The organism is Lacihabitans sp. CCS-44, assembly GCF_024343735.1.
GTDB lineage: Bacteria > Bacteroidota > Bacteroidia > Cytophagales > Spirosomataceae > Leadbetterella.
The window spans coordinates 154,523-174,736 of record NZ_RJUE01000061.1 but is presented as its reverse complement, the minus strand read 5'-3'; the positions used below and the strand labels follow the sequence as shown (position 1 = coordinate 174,736).

At 36.4% G+C, this 20,214-nt stretch carries 15 protein-coding genes and 1 pseudogene; 7 read left to right on the top strand and 9 right to left on the bottom strand.

All coding sequences use genetic code 11. The annotated features are described in order from the left end of the window. Window positions 1-25: 25 nt before the first annotated feature. Together EGI26_RS17110 and EGI26_RS17105 are read left to right on the top strand one after the other, a co-directional pair. On the top strand, window positions 26-1,393 hold the full coding sequence (locus tag EGI26_RS17110; RefSeq protein WP_255080283.1) for an MFS transporter: 1,368 nt from the start codon (window positions 26-28) through the stop codon (window positions 1,391-1,393). After that, window positions 1,390-2,601: an SGNH/GDSL hydrolase family protein gene (locus EGI26_RS17105; protein WP_255080281.1), complete on the top strand. Its 1,212-nt coding sequence runs from the start codon at window positions 1,390-1,392 to the stop codon at window positions 2,599-2,601. Before EGI26_RS17110 ends, EGI26_RS17105 begins: the two co-directional genes overlap by 4 nt. On the opposite strand, the gene EGI26_RS17100 is transcribed toward EGI26_RS17105, so the two are convergent. The 3 genes from EGI26_RS17100 to EGI26_RS17090 are packed head-to-tail and all read right to left on the bottom strand — an operon-like array spanning window position 2,579 to window position 6,010. Next, window positions 2,579-3,883, bottom strand: coding sequence for a hypothetical protein (locus EGI26_RS17100; RefSeq protein ID WP_255080280.1), 1,305 nt, complete (start codon window positions 3,881-3,883; stop codon window positions 2,579-2,581). The genes EGI26_RS17105 and EGI26_RS17100 overlap by 23 nt on opposite strands. Further along, window positions 3,876-5,297, bottom strand: a complete 1,422-nt coding sequence (locus EGI26_RS17095; protein WP_255080279.1) for a cellulose synthase family protein — start codon at window positions 5,295-5,297, stop codon at window positions 3,876-3,878. The genes EGI26_RS17100 and EGI26_RS17095 overlap by 8 nt, the downstream gene beginning before the upstream one ends. A gap of 20 nt (window positions 5,298-5,317) precedes the next feature. Beyond that, window positions 5,318-6,010, bottom strand: coding sequence for a glycosyltransferase family 2 protein (locus EGI26_RS17090; RefSeq protein WP_255080278.1), 693 nt, complete (start codon window positions 6,008-6,010; stop codon window positions 5,318-5,320). Between the two features lie 146 nt (window positions 6,011-6,156). Here EGI26_RS17090 and EGI26_RS17085 point away from each other — a divergent pair, with 146 nt between their 5' ends. Then, window positions 6,157-6,645 (top strand): gluconate 2-dehydrogenase subunit 3 family protein, encoded by a 489-nt coding sequence (locus EGI26_RS17085; RefSeq protein ID WP_255080276.1) that lies wholly within the window; start codon window positions 6,157-6,159, stop codon window positions 6,643-6,645. Between the two features lie 8 nt (window positions 6,646-6,653). Next, the gene (locus tag EGI26_RS17080; RefSeq protein WP_255080275.1) at window positions 6,654-8,369 is read left to right on the top strand and encodes a GMC oxidoreductase; all 1,716 of its coding nucleotides are present in this window, start codon (window positions 6,654-6,656) and stop codon (window positions 8,367-8,369) included. Between the two features lie 67 nt (window positions 8,370-8,436). Here EGI26_RS17080 and EGI26_RS17075 read toward each other — a convergent pair whose 3' ends face one another. Genes EGI26_RS17075 through EGI26_RS17065 form a run of 3 tightly spaced genes read right to left on the bottom strand, consistent with a single transcriptional unit; the run spans window position 8,437 to window position 11,825 of the window. After that, complete coding sequence (locus tag EGI26_RS17075) at window positions 8,437-9,900, bottom strand: 4Fe-4S dicluster domain-containing protein (RefSeq protein WP_255080273.1); 1,464 nt, start codon at window positions 9,898-9,900, stop codon at window positions 8,437-8,439. 6 nt (window positions 9,901-9,906) lie between these two features. Beyond that, entirely contained in the window at window positions 9,907-11,184 is a 1,278-nt protein-coding gene (locus EGI26_RS17070; RefSeq protein ID WP_255080272.1) for an NAD(P)/FAD-dependent oxidoreductase, read from the bottom strand. A gap of 11 nt (window positions 11,185-11,195) precedes the next feature. After that, window positions 11,196-11,825 carry a DUF6134 family protein gene (locus EGI26_RS17065; protein ID WP_255080271.1) on the bottom strand — a complete coding sequence of 210 codons (630 nt, stop codon included), beginning with the start codon at window positions 11,823-11,825 and terminating at the stop codon, window positions 11,196-11,198. Window positions 11,826-11,981: 156 nt separating this feature from the next. On the opposite strand from EGI26_RS17065, the gene EGI26_RS17060 reads away from it, so the two are divergent. Next, window positions 11,982-12,542 (top strand): hypothetical protein, encoded by a 561-nt coding sequence (locus tag EGI26_RS17060; RefSeq protein WP_255080269.1) that lies wholly within the window; start codon window positions 11,982-11,984, stop codon window positions 12,540-12,542. Window positions 12,543-12,605: 63 nt separating this feature from the next. On the opposite strand, the gene EGI26_RS17055 is transcribed toward EGI26_RS17060, so the two are convergent. Next, on the bottom strand, window positions 12,606-14,102 hold the full coding sequence (locus tag EGI26_RS17055) for a sodium:solute symporter (RefSeq protein WP_255080268.1): 1,497 nt from the start codon (window positions 14,100-14,102) through the stop codon (window positions 12,606-12,608). A 119-nt stretch (window positions 14,103-14,221) separates the two neighbouring features. After that, complete coding sequence (locus tag EGI26_RS17050) at window positions 14,222-15,235, bottom strand: exo-alpha-sialidase (protein WP_255080267.1); 1,014 nt, start codon at window positions 15,233-15,235, stop codon at window positions 14,222-14,224. 211 nt (window positions 15,236-15,446) lie between these two features. Between EGI26_RS17050 and EGI26_RS17045 the strand changes: the two are divergent. After that, window positions 15,447-15,730: pseudogene (locus tag EGI26_RS17045) on the top strand (alpha/beta hydrolase family protein); the annotation flags it as partial. A 181-nt stretch (window positions 15,731-15,911) separates the two neighbouring features. Here the strand turns inward: EGI26_RS17045 and EGI26_RS17040 are convergent. After that, window positions 15,912-16,607 carry a hypothetical protein gene (locus EGI26_RS17040; RefSeq protein ID WP_255080266.1) on the bottom strand — a complete coding sequence of 232 codons (696 nt, stop codon included), beginning with the start codon at window positions 16,605-16,607 and terminating at the stop codon, window positions 15,912-15,914. A 271-nt stretch (window positions 16,608-16,878) separates the two neighbouring features. Between EGI26_RS17040 and EGI26_RS17035 the strand changes: the two genes are divergently transcribed. After that, on the top strand, window positions 16,879-19,818 hold the full coding sequence (locus tag EGI26_RS17035; RefSeq protein ID WP_255080265.1) for a leucine--tRNA ligase: 2,940 nt from the start codon (window positions 16,879-16,881) through the stop codon (window positions 19,816-19,818). The last annotated feature ends 396 nt before the right edge of the window (window positions 19,819-20,214 follow it).

Here is a 20,214-nt window from a genome sequence, read left to right as displayed (position 1 = left end):
TAAACTTTAACCTTAAATATAAAAAATGGCTTCTTCAGGATCGATTTCAAAAAATACAAGTTCGAAAAAACCGAATTTGTCAACTTCCACAATCTGGAACATGAGTCTGGGTTTCTTGGGAATTCAAATGGGTTTTGCACTTCAAAACGGAAATGCCAGCAGGATTCTCTTGAATTTCGGTGCTGATGTTCACCAATTGTCGTGGTTTTGGATTGTTGCACCACTAACCGGTATGATTGTTCAGCCCATAATTGGTAAAATGAGCGACAATACTTGGACAAGTTTGGGCAGACGTAGACCTTTCTTTTTAGTTGGAGCTATTTTGGCTGCTTTGGGCTTATTTTTAATGCCCAACGCAGGTAGTTTTACCAAATACTTACCTGCTCTTTGGGTAGGTGCAGGTTTCTTGATGATCATGGACGCTTCATTTAATGTAGCCATGGAGCCATTTAGAGCATTGGTGGCTGACAAACTTAATTCTTCACAAAGGACCAAAGGTTATGCCATTCAAACAGCACTAATAGGTATTGGTGCGGTAGTAGGCTCGTGGTTACCTTATATATTAACCAACTGGCTGGGATTTGATGCTCCGGCCGCCGAAGGCGAAGTTCCATCAAACGTCATTTGGTCGTTTATCATTGGTGGTCTTTTTCTTTTAGGCACTATAATTTGGACCATCATTACTACACCAGAATACTCTCCAGAAGAACTCAAAAGCTTCGAAGAGGTGGAGGAAACACACGAATCTTCAAATATTCTAGCTGATATACTCTCCATGCCCAAAACCATGCTTCAGCTGGGTGTAGTTCAGTTTTTCTCTTGGTTTGGCTTGTTTAGTATGTGGGTTTACACCACATCTGCAGTTGCTCAGCATATTTATGGACTACCAGAATCTGACCATTTTTCAGTGATGTTTAACAAAGCAGGAGATTGGGTAGGAATTATTTTCGGGGTTTACAATGCCGTAAGTGCTATTTTTGCATTTATTCTGCCAAGTATTGCAAAAAAATATGGACGTAAAAAGACCCATGCTTTTTCATTGATTGCAGGAGCTGTTGGATTGATTTCTATCTACTTTGCTCCAAACGAAAACTTCCTTCTGCTGTCAATGATTGGCGTTGGAATAGCCTGGGGAAGTATTTTGGCCATGCCTTATGCTATTCTAGGAGGAGCACTGCCGGCCCACAAAATAGGTGTTTACATGGGTATTTTTAACCTTTTCATTACTATCCCGCAAATTTTAAACGCAATAGTTGGAGGGCTTTTGGTAAAATATTTATTCGGAGGTCAGGCCATATTTGCTTTAATTCTAGGCGGAATCTGTTTCTTAATTGCCGCAATTAGTGTTAATTTTGTGGAAGATAAAGACGAGATTGTTAATAAAGCTTCATGACCAAATCACAGAAAAACCTCATAGGACTACTATTTTCGTTCCTACTTTTTGCCATAATCGTATTTAGAGGCGAGTTACTGAGTTTTCCTAATCGCCCGAGAATCAATGCATTTATGCAAAATTATTTCTCACTTTGGGGTATTTCTCTTTCTATTTTACTATTTGGTTATTTTTTGGCTAAAGCCTTTAAAATTAAATGGTGGCTATTTATTGCAATTTTTGTTTTTTGGGAATGTACCTATCTGTTTGTTTTCAACTTTGGCCCAAATTTTCTTCCTGAAAGCATAAAAGCAAAAGGATTTTTCGGTCATTTTAAGCGAGTTTCTTTGGCCAACAGGACATTAATACAATTTGAAGCAGATTGTGCGAGATATGATTCTACCTTATTTTACACATTAAAACCAGGTCAATCAACATTTGCGAGTTATGAATTTGATAATCAGTATAATGTAAATTCAGGTGGTTTTAGAGATTCTGAAGCTGATTTAAACCATCCAGAAGTTCTGTTTTTGGGCGATTCATTTACGATGGGTTGGGGAATTGACCAAGATAAGACTTTTGCCCAAGTATTTGAAAATCAGACAAAATTAAAGGTTTTAAATTCTGGCATTTCATCCTATGGAACGGCTCGTGAATATTTTAATTTCAAAAAAATAAGTCCTGATTCGTTAAAACTTATCGTAATTCAATTTCACGATACGGATTTAGAGGAAAATAATTACTGGATAAAAAATAAAAAACTTGGAGATAAAACAGCCGCAGATTTTGAATCTCAAGTAAAAAATAACTCGAAAATCAAAAAATACTACCTTTTTAAACATCTTAAAGCAGCCATTATTGACTTCATTACACCGAGTCCTAAACTTGATCCAAATGCCAAAGGGAATGATTTAGGGGCCGAATTTAAGAAAATACCGAGCTTTGGAAAGGACTTTTATTCCATTGTTGAGCAAATTAGAGAAACCTACGCCGGCCCAATCATATTCACTTATGCGGGGAGTTTTTATACTGAACCTAAAGTAGTGGCAGTTTTTGAGAAATATGCGACAGAAAACAATATTGAAGGTGTACACTTTGTAAATATGGGCGGAAAACTAACAATCGAAGATTACTACTTTTTGGACGATCATATCAACTCCAAAGGCCATGAGAAAATCGGGAATGAACTGGTTTCAAAATGGAGAACTATAGCCCCTGCGAATAATTAATTCTACGATTTTTGTGTTCCCAATAAAACATTACGAATACTGGCAAATACTCCAAAACTAGGAAAATAAGCTTTTCTTCAAACTGATTTCCTTCATAAGCAGAATAGCTAAAAATTACCGTAAACGACCAAATCCAGATAGTTTTGGTGTTAAGAAAAACTCCTAAAAATATCATGGAAATCAAGTACCATGGATGTATGGTAGTGGACAAAAAAAAGTAAACCATTAAAGCCAAATATTGATTTTCTAGAAAATTTGACTTTTTGAAAGCTAAATACCCGATATATATAACTATAAAAACAGGCGTTATTTTTCCTATTATGGCAATTATATTGTATCCTGTTACCCAATAACCGACTTCTCTCAATAAATAATAAATGCTACCATTGAACTCAAAATTGTTAAACCACAAACCTACTGTTTTTGAATAATTCGAGACGAGATTTTCATCATAAAATGGAATGAACGCTCCAAGGCAAATCAATCCAATAAGGGCATAAAAACCTATCAATTTTTTTGCAGGAATTTTCTTAATGAAAAAAGGTAATAACATCAAAGGAATGAGCTTTGTGAGGATGGCTAAAGCTATAAAAACCGCTGAAAATATATATTTACTTTTATAGAAAAAATAGAAGCCAATGCACAAAAAAAACATCATCACACCTTCAAAATGCAGATTTCCGGCGAGTTCGATTATCACTAAAGGATTTAGGAAGTAATAATGAATTTTTTCTTTTTCTAGCTTAAGAAATTCTAATATTTTTCTACCAAAAATATAAATTCCTATATCTGCAACAATGATTAATACTCTCAAAACCAAAACATTTCCTAACAAATTTTTGGGTGACAAAAAAGCTCCTATTGCAAAAATAAGTTGGTTCAAAGGTGGATAATTGCTATGATTATGAGCACTCAAATCTCCCATTTTTGATATCAAAAACTGGCCATCAAAGACTTTATCGACAATTTCTACTGGAATGAATGAATATGGATTTAGATACGATACCATCAATCTGCCATCCCAAATGAAACGATAAAAATCTTGCGACAGGTTTGGTATTTGGAGGACAAAAATCGCCCTAAACAATAGTCCAAGAGCGAATTTGTATTTAAAATCAGAAGAAATAAGTAAAATATATCCAATGAAAAGTCCAGAATAAAGTGCCAAAAGAAGATTAAAATTTGACCTTTCTAAATGATATGCAAATACATAATAAGTTAAAGAACATGCTACAGCAATGCTAATCAACCAAGAATTTGATATTTTCAAAGGATTATTCATCAAACGACTTAATTACCACAATGCTATATCCTAGAACCAAAAGAGCGTGAAAAGGCAAGTAATCAAATTGTTGATTTTTAAAGGCTAAAAATACTCCAAATGAAAAGTAAGCAATCAATAATATCTCGATAAACAGACTTAATGTCAGTTTTTTACCCAAGTATTGATTGTTTTTCCAAGTATCATTATTAGAAACAATATTGAACTTCGGCGTACGGATAAAGTCAGATTTAATGCCAAAATATCCTTCTAAGACCGCCATGGAATTATGAAAAGTTAAGCCCAATATAACAGGAAAAAACACCAAAAATTGAAGTAAAAACTTATGAAAATCTTTGAAACTGGCACTTTGAGCTTTCCTAAAACTCGTGTAGAACACAAAAAATAGGATTACCACTGTATATTTCAATCCAGTACCAAAAATCAGAAGTGCATCAAATTTAGTTTCTTGAATAAATACCAATGGAACACTCAAAATAGACATCAAAAATACCCAAACAAAAACCGAGCTATTTAACAAATGTGCAAATCCTTGAACTTTGTGATTTAAGCCAATAGTTTTACTTTTAATTACCTCCCAACCGAATTTACGAAAGTTTTCGGCACCACCTTTATTCCACCTAAACTGTTGTGAGCGTATGGCTGACATCACTACTGGTAATTCTGACGGGGTTTTCACATCTTCTAAATATACAAATTCCCAGTTTTTCATCTGAGCTCTATAACTTAGATCCAAGTCCTCTGTTAAGGTATCTCCTTGCCAATTTCCTGCATCCAAAATGCACTCCTTTCGCCAAACACCGGCCGTTCCGTTGAAGTTTATAAAATGCTGACTTTGATTTCTCCCAACCTGCTCAATGGTAAAATGATGATCTAAGGCCATACCTAAAACCTTTGTCAAAATTCCGTAATTTCTATTGATGTGTTTCCATCGAGTTTGCACTACTCCAACTTCTGAATTTGTAAAGTGATGAATGATTTTGTTTATCCAATCAGGCTCAGGCAAAAAATCAGCATCAAAAATGGCGATAAACTCCCCTTTTGCCGATTCCAAGCCATTTTTTAATGCACCTGCCTTAAAATTTGACCTGTCCGTCCGGTGAATCAATTCAATATCTAAGTCTTTTGATTTTAGCTTCTCAACCAAATTTTTTGAAATATCTAAACACTCATCTGTGGAATCATCCAAAACTTGAATCTGAAGAAATGGATAATCAATCTTTTCAATGCAGTTTAGAAGCCTTTCTACTACATATTTCTCATTGAAAATAGGTAGCTGGATGGTAACGAAAGGTAGTTTTTCAAAGAGCGAATCTGGATTTTTCGACTTTTTTCTCAAATAGGAATAAAAAAGAAAAAACTGCGAAATACTATACAGCAACACCAAAAAGGCCGCTATTCCGTATAATATCACAGTAATATTTGACAAAAAAATCACTTAAAACTATATTTAAATATCCATCCCAAAATTTTTACCCCTGCCATGATGGTGCCTCTTATGGTACCAGAAACTTTGCTCACTCCAATTCTCTTTCTATATCTCACAGGTACTTCTACATACGAAAGATTTTGCTTCAGGGCTTTTAATTGCATTTCTACTGTCCAGCCATAGGTTTTGTCTTCCATATTTAAGGCGAGCAACTTCTGATATTTTATAGCTCTAAAAGGCCCCAAATCGGTAAATTTTGCACCAAAGAATATTTTCATCAAAAAAGTAGCCAACCAATTGCCAAAAACCTGCTGTGGTGTCATAGAATTTGACAATCGTAAATGAGCCGACCTCGCTCCTATCACCATATCAACATTGTTCTCCAAAATAGGTTTTATAAGGAGCAGCAATTCTTCTGGATAATCTGAATAATCTCCATCCAGAAACACGACAATATCGGTATCTGGAGCCGTGTTGGCAATATGTTGCATTCCTAAAAGACAAGCATATCCATATCCCTTTTGGTTCTCCTTCAAAACAGTCGCTCCCGCATTTCGTGCTACCGATTCCGTATTATCCGTAGAATTATTGCTCACCACAATAATTTCGGTGACGATAGCAGGTATTTCACTAATAACTTTTCCAATGGAATCTTGTTCGTTATAGGCGGGTATGATTACTCTTACTTTTGGGGGCATATTTTCTGATTCTATTACAAATTTACCCTCGAAAAAGGGTATTTTCAAACTTTATACTAAATGAATAGATTTTGAATTATTAATATTTTTTAAAAATGTAGAATTTTCAAAAGTCAATCCGTAATTTAGCCAAAAATCAACCTTTAATGGAAAGAAGAAATGTAATTAAGTCTTTAGGAATTGGCCTTTTAGGACTTGGCCAATTGCCATCTTGGGCAAATAATTGGAATTCCGATAGTTTTGAGCATTTAGAATTCGAGAATTCCAATATGTTTAGCAAAATAGTTGACTGTCTAATTCCTGAAACAAATACGCCAGGTGCAAAATCAGTCGGAGCTCATCAATATGTTGAAAAAGTAATAAAGGACTGCTATTCGGAGCAAATTCAAAGTGAAGTCAATCAAACTTTGGAGAGTTTGAGCAAAGATGCGATGGCTAAACACCAAAAGTCTTTTGAAAAACTTGATAATCTACAAGCCGTGGATATCCTGAAAAACAACACCTCAAATAAAAAGACTGTTGAGTTCCTTAAAAACCTGACCATCAGGTCATATACAAGTTCAGAATTTTATTTAACCAATCATAAAAACTATCAAATGGCCCCGGCATATTTCCATGGCTGTGTTGAGATTTAAACCGAATTATGGCAAATTTTAATATAGATTCTAAAAAGAAAAGAACCTTTGATGCAATAGTGATTGGCTCAGGAATAAGTGGTGGCTGGGCAGCTAAAGAACTCAGCGAAAAAGGCTTAAAAACCTTGGTTCTAGAGCGTGGTAAAGAAGTAAATCATGGCGATTACCCCACCACCATGATGCAGCCTTGGGAATTTGAACATTTGGGGCAACTCACTAAAGAAATGAAAGATGCCAATCCGATTGCGAGTAAATGCTATGCAATGGGTGAAGATTCAAGTCATTTTTTTGTAAAAGATGCAGAACATCCTTATATCCAAGAAAAACCTTTCGACTGGATAAGAGGCTATCAATCAGGTGGTAAGTCGCTTCTGTGGGCAAGAGGAACACAACGCTGGAGCAAATATGACTTTGAGGGGCCAGCCCGAGATGGATTCGATGTGCATTGGCCGATTGGCTATGACGACATTGCTCCTTGGTACAGTCACGTAGAGATTTTTGCTGGTATTTCTGGCAATAAAGATGGTTTGGAATCTTTGCCAGATGGAGAATTTCTAAAACCACACGAGCAAACTTGTGTCGAAAAGCATTTTACTGAACAGATGCGAAAGCATTACAACGGTGCAAGACCGGTGATTATCGGTAGATGTGCTCATTTGACCGACCCTCAACCTATTCATTACCAACAAGGTAGAGCCAAGTGCCAACAAAGAGATTTGTGTCAAAGAGGTTGTCCTTATGGCGGATATTTTAGTAGCAATGCCTCAACCCTTCCTTGGGCCAAAATGACTGGTAACATGACCATGAGAAACAATTCGGTGGTTCATTCGATCATTTATGACGAGAAAAAGCAAAAAGCAGTAGGCGTAAAAGTTATTGATGCGATTACCAAACAAGAAGTAGAGTATTTCGCAAGGATTATTTTTGTAAACGGTTCGACTGTCAACACAAATATTATCTTACTAAACTCAAAATCAAGTAGATTTCCGAATGGATTGAGTAATGACAACGGCTTGATGGGCAAGTATATACATTTTCATAACTTCCAAACCACCATTTCGGGCGAATATGAAGGTTTCTTGGATAAAAAGACAGATGGAATTAGACCAAACGGAAGCTATATCCCTCGTTTTAGAAATGTAAAAAAACAAGAAACAGACTTCCTAAGAGGTTATGCATCAGGCTTTAGTGCGAGTAGAACAGAAATAACAAACAGAGAAGGATGGGGTGAGGAACTCAAAAATAATCTTTTCGAGAAAAAATATGGCAATTGGAGAGTGGGTTCACATTTTATGGGTGAAACCATCCCGAAAATAACCAATTATGTAAAATTGGACGAAACGCTTAAAGACCAATGGGGTGTTCCGCAGATAAGAATTAACGTAGCCATGGATGATAATGATGCCAAAATGGCCAAGGATTTTAGAGAGCAATTGACCGAAATGTACACTTTAGCAGGTTTTACCAACATAAAAGCCAATGGAAGAAATGGATGGAATCCGGGTCTTGATATACACGAAATGGGCGGCGTAATAATGGGCAAAGACCCTAAAACCTCGCAGTTGAATGAATGGAACCAATTGCACCATTGCAAAAACGTGTTTGTAACCGATGGGGCTTGCATGACCAGCAATTCAACCCAAAATCCTTCTCTAACTTATATGGCATTGACTGCCAGAGCGGCTAATCATGCTGTGGAGGAGTTTCGGAAGGGGAATTTGTAAAAAAGCATTAGACGAATTGGCATTGATGTTTAAATAATCTAACCAATTCGTCTATTTTTTTATGTTCTCAAATCTCCACTCTCCCATTTTCCAATTTCAATACTCCTCGAGGACAAACCGCCGAGCAAACTCCACAACCTACGCATGATGAACGAACAATATCCTCGCCCTTTTGTGCATAGGCTCGCACATCAATGCCCATTTCGCAATAGGTGGAACAATTGCCACATGAAATGCATTGCGAGCCATTAGTAGTGATTCTGAATCTCGACAAAAGTTTTTGTTGAAATCCTAAAATGGCTGCCATTGGACAACCAAATCTACACCAAACTCTACTGCCCAAAATAGGATAAAAACCAACCCCAACTACACCGCTGAAGGCTGCTCCAATAAAAAAGCCGTACCAAGAACGTAAAGTGTAGGAATCAATAAAAAACACATTGGTATTGCCGATGGCCATATTGATAATCAAGAAAGTCGAAATTATTCCTGATGCCCAATAAATCCCTTTTCTAGCATCCAATGCCAGTTTTTTGTAAGCAATTTTGAAAACATACAAACTAAAAACTCCCAAAAATATAATTACCCCAACCAAAAAAAGCTGGGGATTAAGAGCCGCCTTTTCATTGATTAAAAATGAATAAATAACCGCTACTGTAGTGATAAAAACAAACAACAAAACCGAATGAATCATCCATCGCTCTATTTTCCAAGCTTTTACAGATTTGTCTGAAAGCTGACGAAAGGAATCTCCAGCAGTTTCGGCTAAACCGCCGCAGCCACAAACCCATGAGCAATACCATCTTTTGCCGAAAAAATAGGTCAAAATCGGTGAAATCAAAAATATCATGCCAATACCAAAGAATAGCATAAACATCCCGAGATTTCCGCCGCCCAACATGGCTTTCAAGTGCCAATCTTCGAAGAAATAGTAGTTCAGTGGCCACATGTTTTTTATATCTTTTGCAAAATAATCAAGTTTGGGATTAAGCTTCGCCAAAAACTCTGGAAGTAAGAATGCAAATCCCAATTGGAAAAACATTACCGAAGAAGTCCTTACAATTTGATAGGTATTATGACGATATTTCAGAATAAATTTCACGCCAAATCCAAGTATGGCTATTGTATAAAGTGTTCCATAAACAAACCACTGACTTGCACCGTGGCCGTTTAAAGCAAAACTTAGTGGATCAAAAAATGCAACTAAACCCGTATTTCCTTCTTTTTTTAAGCCTAAATACTCTGGAAACCAATAAATTACAATATAAAAAGCAGTAAGCACAAAACCCAGAATCCAAGCCACAATTCCTTTTGAAGAAACACTTTTAAACCAAACTTCGTTGTTCTTGATTCCAGACAATTCACTGGAATATTCACCAAATGAATACACGACAATTCCAGTTAGAATCATACATAAAGAAAGGTATAGTAAAGCTGAGCCTTCCAATAAATTAAAAAGGGCAGCTACAAGAATTATCATTCCGCCAAAACCCAAACTTAAACCTATGCTTTTGTTAATTTCCAATTTCATAATTATCTATATTTGAGATACTTGCATTGAAAATACTTGTTTTATCTCTTTCTCAAACTTCTTGAAAAACTCAGGATCAAAATTGGCCTTTTCTAGATTTTTTAATACAAAGTCTACACTTTCCTTTTTATTCAAAACCTTTTCAAAGAAATCCTGCCTCATACGTATTCCGAAAGTATTTATTCCCTCAAAAGCTCGATTTTCTTTGTTAAAAACTATTCTGACTGCTTTGTTTTCCATTTCCCAATAATACTCCTCTTGATTTTCGGTCAATTTAGCTGGGGCTAATCCATAAGTTTGGTACTCGATATCAAAAAACTTGGCAGAGTTAAACCAATGTCCTGGATTGTAAGAAGTTTTTTCTCCAGCCAAAGTTTTTGCAAGTGTTTGTCCCATTATTTTTCCTGTGTACCAAACCGCCTCAATTGGCCTTCTACTCACTTGCGGCTGCTGAATTTCGGCACAATCACCTATGGCATAAATGTTTTGAACATTTGTTTGCAAATATTCATTTACCAAAACTCCTTTGTTGATATTTATATTAGAATTTCGCAGAAAATCAATATTCGGACTTACACCAACCGTCAGCCCAACAAACTGGCAATCAATACTTTCTCCTTCTGATGTAATAATTGACTCGACCGAATCTTTCCCTTTTATTTCTCTTAGTTCTACATTTAATTTAAGGTTTATTCCATGTTCTAAAATATGTTTTTCGAGCATTCTGCCTTCATTTTCCGACAAAACCATGTTCCAAAAACTATTTTCTCTAACCAAAAACGTAACTTCAATTCCTCTCGAATTCAGCATTTCGGCCAACTCCACTCCTATTAATCCACCTCCAACAACTACCGCCTTTTTGATTTTTGAGGAATATTTTTCAAGATATTCCAAATCTTGCTTGTGATACAAACCCGAAACACCTTCTAAATCTTGTCCAGGCCAATTGTATTTATTTGGTTTTGAGCCAGTTGCAATCAACAAATAATCGTAAACCAAATTGACTCCATTTTCTAAAGAAACTGTATTTTTTTCAGACAAAACTTCGCTTACTCGGCCATTTATCAATGAGATTTTATTCTTTTCCCAAAAGCTGTTTTCATAAGGTTGGGTATGCTCAAACTTCATGTGACCCATGAAAACATACATAAGAGCGGTGCGAGAGAAGAAAAACTCGGATTCATCAGAAACAACCGAAATATCAAAATCCGTTAGTTTTCTGAGTTCAATTGCAGTGGTTATTCCTGCCACACCATTACCGATAATTACAACTTTTTTTGACATCTATTCAATAATTATAATCCAATATCGGCTTGTACTTTCTCTGAAATAAGCCTCAATTCAATGTTCTTAATCGGGTTCTTTTTTATAACTTTTACCAATTTACTATTTTCATACACATACTTGTCGATATTGTTTTCTATTTGGCAAGTAAATGTACCATCTTTATTCTTCTTTACGTTGTTGAAAAAAGCATAATATTCTGCATAAAACTTCTGATTATGAGTTGGTTCATCGAAAAACAACCTGCTTGAAGTCCATGTAATATCAGTATTCAAGACTTTTTCAAATTCCTTTTTTTCTTGTTTCGATTTCACCTCAAAATGTCCATTTTTAAATATGGTTGTGGTAAAAAAATCGCCTTTGTTTGAATTCGCCTTTGCCTCAGAAAAAACCAACCTGTTTTTATCAAATTGACTCTTTACCTCGTATTTGATTTTTAATGTAAAAACCAATAAATTAATCTTCACATCACTTTTGACCCTATAATTTACTACATCTTTGCTCACTTGATATTTGGTGGCATGCATTTCTCCAACTTTAATGCCAGCCACTTCTATGGCATATTTCTTCGTTTCAACAGTTTCTTGTGAAAAAGCAGGTGGATAAAAAAACAAGTACAGAATAAAAATTAATCGAGTCATTTTTTTGAAAATACTGTATGGTGTGTAAATAATTTTGTTCAAATTACGGAATTGTGACGCTAAAGGATTGTCATCTATGTTACAAAACGTAATAATTTATTTGTTTAACAATATTTTGGTCAATTAAATCATAATTTGCCAAGAAAAACTTTTCTGATGAAACGATTTACTTTTTTATTTTTGATTTTGATTCCCATATTGGGAAAGTCACAGGCCCCAGCAAATAGTTCGGTCTTTTGGCAAAATTTGAAGAAACACTGCGGAAAATCCTATGAAGGAACGCCAATTGCAGGAGTAGACAATGACACTTTCAAAAATAAACGACTGGTAATGCAAGTGATTAGCTGTGAAGAAAACGTTATCAAAATTCCTTTTTATGTCGATGGAGACAAATCCAGAACTTGGGTTTTTACTTTAAAAGGAGATAAAATTGAACTCAAACACGATCACCGACACGAAAATGGCGAGCCTGATAAAGTAACGATGTATGGTGGTACCAGTTCAAATAGTGGGCAAGAGGGTTTACAGATGTTTCCTGCAGATGATGAAACTGCCAAAATGCTTCCATTAGCCGCAACAAATGTTTGGTGGGTTGAGCTCAACGATGATTTTTTTAGCTACAATCTCAGAAAAATCGGCTCAGATAGACTTTTTACCGTAAAATTTGACCTGAAAAATCCCATCCAAATAGACTGGAAACCTTGGGGCTGGAAATAAAAAAAGCATCAATCTATTTCTCTACAAATTAATACTTTGACTTTTCAAGAAAATGTAAACTTCTTAACGCTTCGCAAGCTTCGTAATCAACCAGCCAACTCCTACAATTGTCAATGTGCCAAATGCCACCGTCATTTTAGGTTCCAAATTGGTTTTAACGTTTTCTGGCAAATAAGTTTGTAGAGACAAATAGGCAATTACGACCACTCCTACCATTGTACCTCCGATGGCAGCAGCCTTTCCTGCATTTTTTACCAAAAAGCCCAGCAAAAATATACCCAACATTCCTCCAGCGAATATTCCAGAGAGTTTCCACCAGATATCAAGAATGCTTTTAGCCCCAATCATGGCAATTCCAAAACTGATACCCAACAGACCAAAACCAACGGTGGCAATTCTTAAAACTTTGAGTTGCTGCAAATCATTCAAGTTTTTTTGGAAATATCTGGTATAAAAATCTTTCAAAAAAACGGTTGCGGAGCTGTTCATGCTACTGCTCATGGTGCTCATGGCTGCTGAAAGTAAAGCCGCCATTAACAATCCCAAAAGACCAGTCGGGATTTTAGTTTTGATAAAATGTGGTAAAACTCTGTCGCCATAATCTGCAGGTTGTAAATCAGGCAGTGCTATACTTTTTTCGAGAGAAACCACTTCTTTCAGACTTTGAATCTGCTCAGGAAAGTGCTGATAATAAACAAATAAGGCAGTACCTACAAAGAAAAACAAGAATGAAACAGGCACATAATAAATCACACATTGCCAGATGCTTTTTTGAGCGTCTTTGGTACTTTGGGCGGTATGGTAACGTTGGATATAATTCTGATCTACCCCAAAATTGACCAAGTTTATGAAAAAACCATACACAAAAACCACCCAAAACGAGCTTTGAGTAAAATCAGGTTTGAAAGTACCCAAACTAAATTTATCCTTTGCAAGACCTTCATTCACAATCGTTTGAATGTCAATGGCATACAAAATAATTCCTAAAATAAGCAATGCTCCCATGGTTTTCAGAACCGCTTGCACCACTTCAGTCCAAATCACCGCTTCCATACCACCGAATACTGTGTAAACGATTACACAAATACCTGAAAATATGATAATTAAAGAAATATCAAATCCAGTCAAAGCATTGATAGCAATGGCAATTGCGTAAAAAATGGTTCCCATTCTGGCCAATTGCGTAAGGATAAAACACAGCATGACATAACTTCTCGCCCAGGAGCCAAAACGCTTTTCGAGATGGGTGTAGGCACTGATTTCACCAGTATTTCGATAAAAACTTACAAAAAACTTAGAAGAGAAATAAGCCGCAAACGGCATAGAAATACTAAATACAAATGGATTCCAGTTGCTACCGAATGATTTGCCGGGATCTCCCAAAAAAGTGATCGCACTTAAAAAAGTAGCATAAAAACTCATCCCAATGGCCCAACCCGGAATGGTGCTGGAAGCAGTGGTAAATTGAGCCGTACTTTTATTCTTTCTAGAAAAATATAAGCCAATACCTACCATGGCAAGGAGATAAAATACAATAATGGAAATGTCTAAAATGGCCATTTTACAATTTTACAGGGTTGAATATTAAATTTGGGTTTTGTCTTCGACTCTGCCTCAGACAACGCATTTCACACTGAGCTGAGCCAAAGTGCCGTCACTGAGCGAAGCCGAAGGTGCCGTCATTTCACATCCAGCACCACATACCTCACTTTCTTACGTTTCCAAGTGTAAGTTATATGCACTTTTCCATCCGATGTTTGAATTACCGCTGGGTATGAAAACTCCATTTTGGGTTCATTTTCCAAAACCACAAACGGTTTCCATTCTTTTCCGTCATCAGAAATGGCGACATTTAACGGTGAGCGTTTTCCACCCCAAAGTTCCTCGCTTTTGCCCACATGATTATAAACCAAAAATTGTCTACCATCTTTTAGCGTAACAGCATCTGTCCCTGAATTTGGATTTGGTAGTGAAATGGGCTTCAATGCCGACCAGGTTTTTCCATTATCTTTAGAAAAAGCTTCTAAAATATAACTATTCTTACTTCTACACAGGATCTGTAATTGACCATCTTTGGTAAACAAAATACTCGGTTGAATGGCTAAAAACTCCTTCCCATCATTTATAGCTTCTGTTTTTGTCCAAGTTTTACCTGCATCTTTGGTCATTTCAAAATGGACACGCCAGCCATTGTCTTCAGAGCTTGTTGGGCAAAGCAAAGTACCATCTGAAAGCAAAACTGGTTTATTTTTTATAGGTCCATATATTCCATCAGGCAATTTTTCAGCCGCTGACCAAGTTTTGCCTCCATCAAAAGATCTTTTCAACATTCCCCACCAAGTAGATGGACTTGGACCTACTTTATAAAATAATATCAATTCGGCTCCAGACATTTGAAACAAAACGGGATTCCAAGTCGGATATCTTTTCTTCGGACTTTCCACCCCATTGGCTACTTCTACAGGAGTTGTCCATTTGCCATTTTCTATTCTGCTTACCCAAATACCCACATCTGGGTCTCTTTCTGCCGTACCGCCAAACCATGCTGCTATTATTCCATTAGGCGTTTCGGCCAATGTGGATGCATGACAAGAAGGAAAAGGAGCATTTTCGTAAATAAATTCGGATTTGACGATGGGAGATTGGGCGGCAGAAAACAGAATTCCTGCACAGAAAATAAGTAGGTATTTCATTTGTAAGATTATGGTTGAATTTTATGGAGATAAATTTAGGAAAAATATCTGGTGGGGAAAGAATTAAGAGATTAAAGTTTGGATTGAATTAGGATCATATATCTTTAAGTTTTACGGATATTCTAAGTTTAAATTAAAAATTTGAATTGGACTAAAGACTAAATTGAAACTCCACTGCAGCAAAAAACAATGGTAATATGAAAACATAAAGCTTCCGCAAGAAAACAAAGAAGATTTTGTAAATGGCTCTCCGATACATTTTGTGAAGAATTTTAAAGGAAATCTGCCCTACATACATGGAACAGGCGACGATAATGTGCATTACCAAAATGCAGAACTGCTCATAAACGAAATGATAAAATACCACAAGCAGTTCCAGTTTATGCCCTACCCCAACCGAAGCCACGGCATTTACGAAGGCGAAGGCACCACTTTACACCTTCTACGCTCTACACAAAGTATTTGAAAGAACATTGTGCGGCTGGAGGGAGGTGATGGTTTGAAGTGGACTTATTTAAAAGGTTTTAAATTAACAATTTCCTTTTGGTTTGAAGGATTTTTGTAAAGGTTCAAATGTTGAAAATGCCTTTTGGATAACTATTGGTTAAGTTCATCGGTCTGAAGACCGAAATTCACTCGTGCATAGTCAGAAGACTAAGCACAGAAAGTGATGTTTTTAATCACCTTTCAATATTATTTTTTGAATATCAGATTTGTTATATATAATGATTTCTTTGGAGGAATTGTTTCTTAATACTATGTAGTTTTTAAAGTCTCCTGCCACAATTAGTTCTCCTTTAATTTCAATTGTTTGTGAATTTGAAATAAGACTTTTAATATTATTATCTGAAAATTCTTTAAAGTCAATTTTAAAAAAGATTACAAAAAAAAGTACGACAAAAGATACTCCTAAAACAATATTGAACTTAAATTTAGTCCAGATATTAGTTTTAATAATTAATAAAAAATAAATGACTATTGAAATAATTATTGAGATGGTTTCATATTGTAAGGGGATATTTTTGTTTGTAACCTGAAGATAACGATTACCCAAGAATTCAATTAATATCTTAATTGCAGAGTAACAAACAATAAAAAATATAATAAAAAAAGCTTGAAAATTGACGTAATCTTTATCTCTATCAAGTTTTTCTGGAAAAAACATTGCAAATATCCAAGTTGACAATAATATTATTATCAATGTGAATTTAAAGTTAAAAAATGGATTAAAAGCAAATGATATTACTTCCGAAAATTCCATATATGGAAATGGATTGAAACCAATAAAACTATACCTAAATTTAATGTAAGAATAACATAGAATAAGTAATAGGGCTAAGAATACTGCCCAGTTTTCATTTAATTTTTTCATCGAATTTATTATAAATTAACTTTGATTAAACAACTCTTTGGTTTCTTCCAAATGTCGAAACAAGATGGGGTGGATTTCCAATCAGATTCAAAGCTATTGAAATATATTAATTTCACAATTTCTTCACCTTTATAAAATTTCAAATAATTATCAATTTATTTCATCTAAAAATTGACAATAAATCTTTTCTTTTCGGCTTAAAGCGTTTCTCAACTTACCAAATTCCACCAAAAATCACTAATTTTGCGGAAAATTTGATTTAAAAAACGCAATGGCAGAGTACAGACACCGAGAGATAGAAAAAAAATGGCAACAATATTGGGAAAATAACCACACCAACAAAGTTGAAATAGACACCACAAAACCTAAATGCTACGTGCTGGATATGTTTCCGTATCCATCTGGGGCAGGTTTGCATGTGGGCCACCCGCTCGGGTACATCGCCTCTGACATTTATAGCAGATACAAAAAACTCAAGGGCTTCAACGTGTTGCACCCCATGGGTTTTGACTCATTTGGATTGCCTGCCGAGCAATATGCCATCCAAACGGGGCAGCATCCGGCCATTACGACAGAGAAAAACATCGAAACATATATTGGCCAGTTAAAAAACATCGGTTTTTGCTACGATTGGTCGCGTGAAGTGCGTACATCTGACCCTGCTTACTACAAATGGACGCAGTGGATTTTCATGGAATTATTTAATTCTTGGTACAACAAGGAGTCTGACAAAGCCGAAAATGTGGCTACTTTGTACGATTTGTTTGCAAAAGGAGGCTCAAATGAGGCCAAGGCCGTTTGTGATGAAGAATTGCCAGAATTTACCGCCGAAGAATGGAATTCGTGGTCGAAAGAAAAACAATATGAGGTTTCATTAAACTACCGCTTGACCTATTTGGCGGAATCTGTGGTCAATTTCTGTCCAGAATTGGGCATGGTATTGTCTAACGACGAGGTGAAAGACGGCGTTTCGGAGCGTGGTGGCTACCCGGTGATTCAGAAAAAAATGAGTCAGTGGATGATGCGAATCACGGCTTATTGCGACAGATTGATTTCTGGCTTGGATACCATCGACTGGTCGGAATCTTTGAAAGACCAGCAACGCAACTGGATTGGCAAATCCAACGGTGCTTCAGTGAAATTCGAAGTGGAAAATTCGGACAAAAAAATAGAAGTTTTCACGACCAGAATTGACACCATTTATGGCGTTTCGTTCTTGGTTTTAGCTCCAGAACACGAATGGGTGGCCGATTTGACGACTTCTGAGCAAAAAGCAAGTATAGAAGAATACATCCTAGAAACCCAAAAACGCTCGGAATTGGACCGTATGTCTGATGTCAAGAAAGTTTCGGGTGCGTTTACGGGTTCGTACTGTATAAATCCTTTCAATGGTGAGCGAGTGCCAATTTGGATTGCGGATTACGTTTTGGCGGGTTACGGAACAGGTGCCGTGATGGGCGTACCATCGGGCGATCAACGTGACTGGAATTTTGCGACGCATTTCAGCTTGCCCATCATCCCGATTTTGGATGCTCAAGCGGACATCGAAACCCAAGCGGATGCCACCAAAGAAGGAAAATACATCAATTCGGGCATGATAAATGGCCTGAATTACAAAGAAGCAACTGCCAAATTGGTGGCTTATTTGGAAGAAAATAAAATTGGCCGAGGAAAAGTAAATTACCGTTTGCGTGATGCTGTTTTTGCTCGTCAGCGTTATTGGGGCGAGCCAGTTCCCGTCTATTTCAAGCCAAATGCCGAAGGAACCCTTGTGCCTCATTTGGTTGATAAAAAGGATTTGCCTTTGATTTTGCCTGAAATCGACAAATACCAACCAACCGAAACAGGTGAACCGCCATTGGGAAGAGCCAAAAACTGGACTTATACACCTGAAGGTTCAACAGAAGCTTATCCACTAGAAATGAGCACCATGCCGGGCTGGGCAGGAAGTAGTTGGTATTGGTACCGCTACATGGATGCCAACAACGACACCGATTTTGCCTCAAAAGAAGCTTTGGATTATTGGCAAGATATAGACTTGTATTTGGGCGGAACCGAACACGCCACAGGTCACCTTTTGTATAGCCGTTTTTGGAACAAAGTTTTGAAAGACTTGGGTTATGTAAAACAAGAAGAATTTGCCAAAAAATTGATCAATCAAGGGATGATTCAGGGCGTGAGTATGCTTGCCACAATAGCATGGGAAGGCAATTTAAATGAAACTGAACTTAATAATTCTAACAAGCAAAGATCTTATTTACTACCATATAATTCAAAACCACTCTTAGAAGGTGAATTCTGTCTTAGAAATGGAACATTTGCGGACGTCAATATTCCAATAGAATTTGCAGAATATGTGAATGGCGATGTCTATTTAAATAAGACTAGTTTAACTGAGTTAGGTAAAGTGTATTTAAAATTTGCAGATATAGAAATTGCAGACTATAATTATTTGTTATCAAATTTTACATTTGATAGTACTTTTCTTTCAAAAACGGATAATTTGAAGCTATATCCGGTTCATGAAAAAATGTCAAAATCCAAGTTCAATGTGGTAAATCCTGATACATTGGTTGAAAGATACGGAGCTGACACTTTGCGTTTGTATGAAATGTTTTTGGGGCCTTTGACAGAGTCAAAACCTTGGGATACACGTGGAATTGAGGGAACTTATAGATTCTTGAGGAAATTCTGGCGTTTGTTTTTTGACCAAAACGGCTATCCGATTTTCAAAGACGAAGAGCCTACCAAAGACGAGTTAAAATCTTTGCACAAAACCATCAAAAAAGTAGCTGAAGATGTGGAGAATTTCTCTTTCAATACTTCGGTAAGCTCGTTTATGATTTGTGTGAACGAATTGACGGATCTAAAATGCCATAAAAAAGCTATTTTGAGGGATTTATTGATTACACTTTCACCGTATGCTCCGCATATTGCTGAAGAACTTTGGGAGCAAATTGGTGAAACAGAAAGCATTACCAAAACTGTGTATCCTACCTTTAATGCGGCTTATTTGGTAGAGGATAGTTTCGAATATCCAGTACAAATCAATGGAAAAGTGAGGGTAAACCTAAACTTCCCAGCTGATATGGCGAAAGAAGAAATTGAGAAACAAGTATTGGCTAACGACCAGGTAATCAAATGGATGGAAGGAAAAGAACTGAAGAAAATCATTGTGGTGCCAAAGCGTATCGTGAATGTAGTGGTTTGAGGCTCAATGGAACACGGATGACACAGATAGGACGGATTAATGCTGATTTTTAATATTTTAGCCTGAGGATTAAATTCTTCAGGCTTTTTTTTAGAATAAAATAGCGAATTCAATATTAGTTTCAAGAGGGATACAACCAACTCAAAGATGACCGCAGAGCGATCAAATTATATTAAAAAAGACGTTCAAAAACGAATATAGCGACCTCAGAGATGTTGGACTTCGGGTCGTGATATTATCAAAATCTGCAATACTTCGACCGCCCTGCGGTCGGATTGGTGAATCGTAAACCATTTCAAATTTCTAATATAGTTTGACCGCTCTGCGGTCGGCTTGATAAATCCTAAACCATTTTCAATTTTCTTCGACCGCTCTGCGGCCGGGGTGATGCGTCAC